Origin of the sequence: Pueribacillus theae (assembly GCF_003097615.1) — a bacterium.
Classification (GTDB): Bacteria; Bacillota; Bacilli; order Bacillales; family UBA6769; genus Pueribacillus; species Pueribacillus theae.
In genome coordinates this window covers 1-9,440 of record NZ_QCZG01000067.1, presented here as the reverse complement: position 1 = coordinate 9,440, position 9,440 = coordinate 1, and the positions used below count along the sequence as shown (strand labels likewise).

The following is a 9,440-nucleotide window of genomic DNA, read 5'->3' as shown; positions in this document are numbered from 1 at the left end:
TTGTGTTTAACCGCGTAATATCAACTGAAAAACAAGTTTTTACAAAGAAACTTTTGACAATACGATAATTTCATAGGGGGTGATTATATGAAGGTTGTCAAATGGCTCGACAAAAATTTAGAAATATTTTTCATGTCATTTGGATTGTTAGTTCTCGTTATTATTATGGGTTCACAAATATTCATGAGATATGTGTTAAATGCTTCGTTATCTTGGCCAGAGGAAATTAGCCGGTATTTATTTATTTGGGTTGCATTTATTGGGATTAGTTATGCGGTAAAGATTGATTCTCATCTAAAAATCGATATCGTTTTAGAATTTGTCAGCCGGAAAGTACAAGTTGTCTTTGCTGTTATCCGGGACTTATCTTTCCTAATATTTAGCATTTTTATGATTGCTGGTGGTATTGATGTATACGATGCATTGGCGAGCACGATGCAAACAAGTCCAGCAATGGGTATTCCATTTAAGTTTATATATTTAGCTCTACCTGTTGGTTTTGCTTTAACAGTCTTTCGAATCATTCAGAAATACATTTCGGTCTTGAGATACAAACAACCCCTTCTCCAAAATCACAATGAAAACATTGGAGGAGGTGTGTAAATTGATTGTTTTACTATTTATTATTTTATTTATTTTACTTGCGCTTACTATACCCATTGGGATTTCTTTAGGATTTGTATCAATCCTTTCTGTATACTTAACTGATACAGTATCCGATTTGTCGTTTATTGTACGAAATTTAGCTTCTTCTATGGACAGCTACCCGTTGCTAGCTATTCCGATGTTTATTCTTTCAGGAACGATTATGGCGGTAGGAGGAATGTCTGAACGGCTATTTAATATTTTTATTTACATTTTTGGTAATCGTACAGCTGGAATGCCGATTGCGGCAATTGCAACATGTTTATTTTATGGTGCGATTTCCGGGTCCAGTCCGGCAACTGTGGCTGCAGTCGGGGCGATGGTCATTCCTATATTAACAAAACTAGGCTATGATCGGCAATTTAGTACAGCAATGATCGCCACTTCGGGCGGATTAGGCGTTATTATTCCTCCAAGTATCCCGTTTATTATTTATGGAATGTCTTCGAATCAGTCAATTGGGGATTTATTTATTGCCGGTATATTTCCAGGAATATTGATCGGTGTTTCACTGATGGTATACGCTTATTTTTATTGTAAAAATACGGGTGAAAATAAAGAAAAAATCATGAATGTATATAATGAGCGAAGAAAAATAGGCTTATTTAACACGATAAAGGACGGATTTTTTGCATTATTGGCTCCGATTATCATTCTTGGTGGAATTTATGGCGGAATCGTTACTCCTACGGAAGCAGGTGTAGTCTCAGTTATTTATGCATTGGTAATCAGTGTTTTTGTTTATCGAACAGTCAATGTTAAAAATTTTTTACCACTCGTTGCGGAAACGGTAAAAATGATGGTTCCAGCACTTTTTATTTTTATGGTTGCCGGTGTTTTTGGACGAGTACTCACATTAATGGGGGCACCTCAAGCGGTTGCGTCAGGACTAACATCAGTAACTACAAATAAAACCATGATTCTGATAATTATCATTTTATTTTTAATCATTATTGGGATGATTATGGATACGCTTGCGGCTATATTAATTTTAACGCCAATTTTCTTACCAATCGTAACGACTGTTGGTGTTGACCCGATTCATTTTGGTGTGATTATGATTGTTACTTTGGCTATTGGTTTTGTTACACCACCAGTTGGGGCTAACTTATACATTGCTAGCACGATGACGAACATTCCAATTACGATTATCGCACGGAAATCGGTCCCATTTATCATCGCGTTTTTCATCGCGTTATTGCTAATCACTTTTATACCGCAAATTAGTCTAATTCTCATTTAAATACAGTCTTTATAGGAGGGTAATGTAATGTGGATTGAACAAAGTCAATTATCGTACAATATGGTCAAGGTTCTTGATGATAAAGGAAAGCCGATTGGCGACTTGCCAAACATTGATAATGATACGATGGTGAATATGTATAAATGGATGCTCCTTTCAAGAGTATATGATGAACGGTCTTTAAAACTTCAACGGCAAGGGAGAATTGGAACGACCGGTTCTTTTGCAGGACAGGAAGCCGCTCAAGTTGGAAGTGCATTAGCATTAGATAAAAGTGACTGGGTTTTTCCGAGCTATCGAGAACAAGCTGTCTTTTTAGTCCGAGGCATTCCAATTTCAGATATGTACCTTTCTTTAATGGGACACATCAAAGGTGGTTCTAGACCTGAGGGTGTTAACGTATTGCCTTTACAAATTATCATTGCTGCACAGACTCTTCATGCAACGGGCAGTGCGTTTGCAAGTAAATATCGTAAAGAAAAAACGGTCAGTGTTGCTTATTTCGGTGATGGAGCGACGTCACAAGGTGATTTTCATGAAGCTTTAAATTTTGCGGGTGTGAATAAGTTGCCGGTGATTTTCTTTGTTCAAAACAACCAATGGGCAATCAGTGTACCATTTTCAAAGCAAACTGCGAGTAACTCAATCGCACAAAAAGCACTTGCTTATGGCATTAGCGGTGTTCAAGTTGACGGGAATGATGTTTTGGCTGTCTACCAAACTATGAAAGAAGCCATCGAAAAAGCCAAATCTGGTTATCCGGTTTTAATTGAAGCTGTTACATTCCGGCAAGGACCTCATACAACCGCGGACGATCCGACAAAGTACCGGGACCAAGAAGAGGTTGAAGTTTGGTTGAAGAAAGATCCAACCCAAAGAATGAAAGCCTTTTTAACCGATCAAGGATTATGGAACGATGAATTAGAAGAAAAAGAGCTTGCGATTGCCAATGATAAAATAAGCGAAGCAATACAAATAGCGGAATCAACACCTAAAAGTTCCATAGAGGATATCTTTGATCTTGTTTATGCAGACATTCCAAATGATTTACAAGAACAAAAGGCGTCTTTTAGTAAAGGAGGAATCTTTTAAAATGGCAATGATGAATATAGTTGGAGCAGTTAATCACGCGTTAAAAATAGAAATGGAACGTGACGATTCTGTCATTTGTTTAGGACAAGATATTGGAAAAAACGGCGGTGTGTTTCGAGTAACCGACGGTCTGCAGGCAATCTATGGTGAAGAAAGAGTCATAGATACACCATTAGCGGAATCGGCAATCATTGGAACTTCTGTAGGGATGGCAGTTAGAGGGCTAAAGCCAGTGGCCGAAATTCAGTTTCTTGGTTTTATTTATCAAGCAATGGATCAATTAGCTGCCCAAGCTGCTAGAATTCGATTTCGATCAGCGGGGCGGTTTACTGCACCCATGGTTGTAAGAGCGCCGTATGGTGGAGGAGTAAGAACACCTGAGCTTCACTCGGATAGTTTAGAAGGATTGTTTTTGCATTCCCCTGGGCTAAAAGTTGTCATGCCAAGCTCACCGTATGATGCAAAGGGTCTCCTCATCGCTGCAATTCGTGACCCGGATCCGGTCCTATTCTTTGAGCCAATGAAGCTTTACCGAGCGTTTAAAGAAGAAGTGCCAGAAGAAGATTATGTTGTAGAAATTGGGAAAGCGAAAATTGTACAGGAAGGTGAAGATGTAACGATCATAACATGGGGAGCACCGACACCTTTAGTGAAAAAAGTGGCAGAGGAATTTAGAGACGAAGGACAAGTTTCGGTTGAAGTCATCGATTTGCGGACGATCGTACCAATGGATGTCGAAACGATTATGAACTCTGTCAAGAAAACCGGTCGAGTTGTAATCGTTCATGAAGCTGTCAAATCAGGGGGTGTTGGAGCGGAAGTTTCTGCTTTAATTAATGAACATGCGATGTTCCACCTTGAAGCTCCTATTATGCGTGTAACAGGATTTAATACACCTTACCCTGTCACGATGGTAGAAGATGATTGGATTCCAAATGCAGAGCGTATATCAAAAGGAATAAGGGAAGTAATGGCTGAATAAAAGGAGAGGAGTTTTTTCATGATCTACGAATTTAAATTGCCAGACATTGGAGAAGGTTTACATGAAGTTGAAATTGTAAATTGGTTTGTCAAACCGGGTGATCAAATAAAAGAAAATGATAATCTTGTTGAAGTACAGACAGATAAATCTGTTGCAGAAATCTCATCTCCCGTAACAGGTACAATTAAACAATTAGGTGCTGAACTTGGGGAAGTGATTCATGTAGGGGAGGTACTCGCTGTTATTGACCATGGAGCGTCAAGTTCCCTTTCCCAAGAGCTGCCTCCTGCAAAAGAGAAAGCCGAGGAAGAAAAAACGTCTGCTCATATAAAAAAGGAAGAGATTAACAAGAAAGGAAGTAAGAAAAAAGTTGTTGCTGCCCCGTCTGTCCGCCGATTGGCAAGGGAGCTTGGCATCGATATAAGTGCGGTTACTCCAACAGGAAAGGGAGGAAAAGTCACTGAAGATGATGTACGAGCCTTTAACGAACAGCCAAAAAATCAGACAGAAGCATCTGCGCCTGCCGTTCCTAAATCGGATGAAAAGCGAACTGGTTTTGAATACGTGGAAGAAGAAACGAGAGAACCGATTCGTGGAATGCGTAAGGCAATCTTTGAAAATATGGTTAAATCAAAATTTACTGCAACGCATTGTACTGGTTTAGACGAAATCAATGTCGATCGACTCGTTGAATTAAGAAAGCAAATGCTTCCTTATGCAGAAAGAAAAGGGATTAAGCTTACCTATCTTTCGTTTATTGTTAAAGCAGTGACTTGTGTGTTAAAGGATTATCCTATTTTTAATTCGTCCGTTGACGAAGAAAAAATGGAAATCATTTATAAAAATTATATTCATATCGGTATCGCAACAGCGACTGATGCAGGATTAGTTGTTCCAATCGTTCGCCATGCAGATAAAAAATCGATTTTGGAAATTGCCGGAGAAATCCAAGATCAATCAGAAAGAGCAAGGCAGAGAAAGTTGAAGTCAAATGAGCTTACTGGAAGCACCTTTACTATTTCTAGTACTGGTGGTAAAGGTGGCTGGTATGGTACTCCTATCATAAACTACCCGGAGGTAGCGATTCTTGGAGTACACAGTATCAGGAAAAAGCCGATTGTGGTAAATGATGAAATTGTGATTGGGAAGATGATGGGTTCGTCTTTCACATTTGACCATCGAATCATTGATGGTGAACCAGTTGGACGGTTTATGGAACAATTAAAAGAACTCCTTGAAAATCCTGATTTCATATTATTGGAGGGGCGATAATGGTTGTCGGTGAATTTACGGAAGAAGTTGAAGTTGTTGTCATTGGCGGGGGTCCAGCAGGATACACAGCAGCCATTCGGGCGGCTCAATTAGGAAAAGAAGTACTTTTAGTAGAAAAAAAGAAACTAGGAGGAACGTGCTTAAATGAAGGCTGCATTCCGTCAAAAACATTAATTAGTGTAGCAAAGCAGTACTCCACAATCGAAAAATGGGCGGAAATGGGCATGAATATAAGTGATGCGTCTATCGATCTCCCAACCTTACAAAAATGGAAACAAGAAAAAGTCGTAAATTTATTGACTCAAGGAGTCGCTGGTCTTTGTAAGGCAAATAAGGTGAACGTTGTTGAAGGAGAAGCGATGTTTGCAAATGAACATCAAATACGTGTCGCGACAGAACATCAAACTGTGCTATATAATTTTCAGCATGCGATTATTGCGACGGGTTCTGTAACGGTTGAATTACCGGGTTTCTCTCCTGATGGCACACATATTTTGTCATCGAAAGAGGCTCTGGAATTAAATGAAGTGCCAAAGCATCTTCTTGTTGTAGGTGGCGGTTATATTGGGCTAGAGATTGGAACAATATACCGTAAGCTAGGGGCTGAGGTAACCATTTTAGAAGGTTTACCAGATATTTTGCCGCAGTTTGATAACAGCCTAACACAAGTACTGAAACGAAATTTAAATAAAATGGGGATTAATGTCATCACAGAAGCCATGGTCGTAAAAGAGGAAAAACGATCTGATAAGGAAATCACAATTTCCGCTAAAGTAAAGGGAGAGTTGCAGTCCTTTACGGCAGAAAAAGTTCTCGTAGCCGTAGGCAGAAAACCGAATACCAGTGGTTTGGGATTGGAGAAAGTTGGAATAGAAACAAATGATAAAGGTTTCATTCCGATTAATAATAAGTGTCAAACCAATTTAAACCATATTTATGCGATTGGTGATGTAGCAGGTGAGCCCCTCTTAGCTCATAAAGCAATGTATGAAGGAAAAATAGCAGCGGAGATCATTGCTGGGAAAGCTTCTGCAATCGATACAGAAACCATTCCTTTTGTCATTTTTACCGATCCGGAAATAGCAGTTGTAGGATTGTCGAAGAAACAAGCGGAAGAACAAGGGTATCAAGTTATTACTGGGAAATGTCCATTTAAAGCAAATGGACGAGCCCTTTCTCTAAACGACAGTGATGGGTACATCGAGGTAGTCGCTGATGCTGAAACGAATATGATCATCGGCGTACAAATGGCTGGGCCTGAGGTTAGCAACTTAATTTCAGAAGCGGCTCTTGCCATTGAAATGGGTACACAGCTTGAAGACTTGGCTCTCACCATTCACCCTCATCCAACATTATCGGAAGTAATGCAGGAAGCGGTAGAAAACGCTATGAAACTCTCGATCCATACCATTAATAAATAATTAATAAAGATAAAGAATCTTGAAACATCAATATTGCGTCCTTATAGTGTGTACAGTATCTTGTATAACTAATTAGAAATTGGAAGAATAGGTTCTTAATTTAGCCGTCTTACATTGGATTTAAGTGATGTTCGTAAGAGTATAGGGAGGAGAATAAGGAATGGAATCGACAAGCAATGAATATTACAACTATATTGGTGGGAAGTGGGAATTATCTTCTACCAATGAATGGATAGATTCTTACAATCCAGCGACAGGCGAACTCGTCGGCAGAGCTCCGAAAGTTTCTAGAAAAGAGACAATAATAGCTATTGAATCGGCAAACGAAACATTCCAAACATCTGACTGGGGAATGGCTCCTAAAAAACGCTATGAAGCATTATTGGCACTTGCTCTGAAAATGGAAGAAAACTTTGATGAATTGGCAAAATTAATAACGATGGAGCAAGGAAAAACGATAAAAGAATCGCATTTAGAAGTTACGGGCAGTATCGATACACTCAAATATTTTGCAGGGGCGGCGCGGACCGTTTTTGGAAGAAGTATGCAAGTTGAACCGACTAACCTCGGAATTGTGCTAAAGGAACCGATCGGCGTTGTTGGGCTAATAACTCCGTGGAACTGGCCAATTCTTTTATTAATTAGAGAACTTGCCCCGGCTTTAGCTGCCGGTAACGCGGTTGTTATCAAACCTGCAAGTTTAACCCCACTCAGTTCAATTCAAATTGTTAAATATATTGATGAAATACCACATTTTCCAAAAGGAATCGTTAGCATTGTTACAGGTTCTGGAAGCGAAGTTGGTGAAACAATTGCACAAAGTGAGAAGATTGGAATGGTTAGTTTAACCGGAGATACGTCAACAGGGAGAAACATTCTAAAGTCAGCGACGACGAATATTAAAAAAGTGTCATTAGAATTAGGTGGTAAATCGCCAAATATATTATTTGAAGATGCGGATCTTGAAAAGGCTATTCCTTTGATTGGCAAATCTATATTTATTTCTGCTGGACAGATTTGTATGGCGGGTTCAAGGTTACTCGTTCATCATTCTATTGCAGCTGAGGTTGTTAACAAGCTAAAACAATATGCGGAAAACTTAGTAGTAGGAAATGGATTATCGGAAAACGTAGACATGGGACCACTCATCTCAGACAGCCAAATCCAATCTGTGGAACAATTTGTAGCCATCGGCAGGGAACAAGGAAACATTATAACTGGCGGCTATCGATTACAAGGCTCAGACTATGACAAAGGCAATTTTTATGCACCGACAATTATTACTGATCTTGCCGCTGACTGTAAAATTATTAAAGAAGAGATATTTGGTCCTGTGCTAGCTATCCAAACATTTTCAACTGATGAAGAAGCATTAGAATTAGCAAATGACAGTGATTATGGTTTGTCAGCCGGCGTATGGACAACAAATGTTAATCGTGCACTTAAATTTTCTCGTAGAGTCCAAGCAGGAACTGTATGGATTAATACTTATAACAAAAATTTTCCGGAACTTGAGTTTGGCGGTTATAAACAAAGCGGTTTAGGGAGAACACGAGGTATAGATGGCTTGAATGAATATTGCGAAACAAAACATATTCATTTTGAGACTGACTTCTAGCTTAGTAACTTTGTAATTATAAAAAACGTATAAGTGTTTATTTCACGTTCAGATTCCCGAAAAACCACCTAATTTATTTAGGTGATTTTTCGGAGGAGTTTAACTTTTTAATAGGTTAATAGTGATTAGAAATTCTTGATTGTTTTTCGTCTTTAGAGGGATGAATACTAGATTAAAGGGGGTAAAGAGGAGGTATTCAAATATATTTAATCAGAAAATTATTGACCTTTGAATTCTGAATTTGATATTATGTATACAGAGTCCAAATTAGTTTTTTTATTTGAAAGGACTTAATGATGACAGAATGATTTTTAATAGAAGAGGTGAGAATTTTGGTCAGAAGCGGTTCAGAGTATATTGAATCATTAAGAGGGAATNAACGATCGCAAATAAAATTTATATGATTCCAAAGAGCAGAGAGGATTTAAGGGAACGTCGTGAAGCAATCAGCAAATGGTCGCAAGCGACATACGGAATGGTGGGACGTTCACCGGATCACGTGGCAGGCTTTTTAGCAGGATTTGCAAGCATGCCGGAAGTGTTTGCCCGTGGCGGGGAAAGGTTTGGAGAAAACGTCGTCAACTTTTATAAGCATGTGAGAGACACAGATGCTTATGTTTCGTACGTGATTATCCCTCCTCAAATCGACCGAAGCAAAGCGGCGCATGAGTTAGAAGAAAAATACTTGGCGACTGGTGTCTATGAAGAAAGAGACGATGGGATTATTGTTCGCGGTTCGCATATGCTTGGAACGGGTGCAGCGGTGTCGAATTATCTGTTTGTCAGTGTGATTACTCCGCTTCGTCCAGGAGACGAGGATCATGCACTTTCGTTTGTTGTTCCGTTAGACGCGCCAGGCCTCAAACTATATACACGTCCAAGTTTTGCGGTAGGCAAGCCAAGTGTTTATGATTATCCATTGTCCACTCGCTATGATGAGAGTGACGCATTAATCGTATTTGATGATGTATTTATTCCATGGGAACATGTTTTTGTCTATAAAGACATTAAATTATTGCAAGCGCAATTTCATGAAACCCCAGCTCATCGCTTAGGGAATAACCAAGCACAGACCCGGTTTGTAAACAAATTAAAATTTGTGATTGGACTAGCCCGAAAGATAGCTGAAGCAAATGGCGTTGATAAAATCCCACCGGTTCAAGAGAA

General features: G+C 39.2%; 8 protein-coding genes. All 8 read left to right on the top strand.

Annotated features, from left to right (window positions below):
- Nucleotides 1-87: 87 nt before the first annotated feature.
- Nucleotides 88-603, top strand: a complete 516-nt coding sequence (locus tag DCC39_RS17980; protein ID WP_116556266.1) for a TRAP transporter small permease — start codon at nt 88-90, stop codon at nt 601-603.
- A gap of 1 nt (nt 604) precedes the next feature.
- Nucleotides 605-1,888 (top strand): TRAP transporter large permease, encoded by a 1,284-nt coding sequence (locus tag DCC39_RS17975; RefSeq protein ID WP_240613692.1) that lies wholly within the window; start codon nt 605-607, stop codon nt 1,886-1,888.
- A gap of 27 nt (nt 1,889-1,915) precedes the next feature.
- The gene (gene pdhA / locus DCC39_RS17970) at nt 1,916-2,980 is read left to right on the top strand and encodes a pyruvate dehydrogenase (acetyl-transferring) E1 component subunit alpha (RefSeq protein ID WP_116556264.1); all 1,065 of its coding nucleotides are present in this window, start codon (nt 1,916-1,918) and stop codon (nt 2,978-2,980) included.
- Between the two features lies 1 nt (nt 2,981).
- Nucleotides 2,982-3,962, top strand: coding sequence for an alpha-ketoacid dehydrogenase subunit beta (locus DCC39_RS17965; protein WP_116556263.1), 981 nt, complete (start codon nt 2,982-2,984; stop codon nt 3,960-3,962).
- A gap of 18 nt (nt 3,963-3,980) precedes the next feature.
- Entirely contained in the window at nt 3,981-5,234 is a 1,254-nt protein-coding gene (locus DCC39_RS17960; protein WP_116556262.1) for a dihydrolipoamide acetyltransferase family protein, read from the top strand.
- The gene (gene lpdA / locus DCC39_RS17955) at nt 5,234-6,655 is read left to right on the top strand and encodes a dihydrolipoyl dehydrogenase (protein WP_116556261.1); all 1,422 of its coding nucleotides are present in this window, start codon (nt 5,234-5,236) and stop codon (nt 6,653-6,655) included. Before DCC39_RS17960 ends, lpdA begins: the two co-directional genes overlap by 1 nt.
- 160 nt (nt 6,656-6,815) lie before the next feature.
- Nucleotides 6,816-8,273 (top strand): aldehyde dehydrogenase family protein, encoded by a 1,458-nt coding sequence (locus DCC39_RS17950; protein WP_116556260.1) that lies wholly within the window; start codon nt 6,816-6,818, stop codon nt 8,271-8,273.
- 400 nt (nt 8,274-8,673) lie between these two features.
- Nucleotides 8,674-9,440 (top strand): 4-hydroxyphenylacetate 3-hydroxylase family protein (locus DCC39_RS17945; protein WP_240613691.1); only part of this gene is annotated, 767 nt, incomplete at its 3' end.

Coding starts and splice junctions, on each gene's coding strand:
- DCC39_RS17980 (WP_116556266.1), top strand. CDS start 88: ATGAAGGTTGTCAAATGGCTCGACAAAAATTTAGAAATATTTTTCATG.
- pdhA (WP_116556264.1), top strand. CDS start 1,916: ATGTGGATTGAACAAAGTCAATTATCGTACAATATGGTCAAGGTTCTT.
- DCC39_RS17965 (WP_116556263.1), top strand. CDS start 2,982: ATGGCAATGATGAATATAGTTGGAGCAGTTAATCACGCGTTAAAAATA.
- DCC39_RS17960 (WP_116556262.1), top strand. CDS start 3,981: ATGATCTACGAATTTAAATTGCCAGACATTGGAGAAGGTTTACATGAA.
- lpdA (WP_116556261.1), top strand. CDS start 5,234: ATGGTTGTCGGTGAATTTACGGAAGAAGTTGAAGTTGTTGTCATTGGC.
- DCC39_RS17950 (WP_116556260.1), top strand. CDS start 6,816: ATGGAATCGACAAGCAATGAATATTACAACTATATTGGTGGGAAGTGG.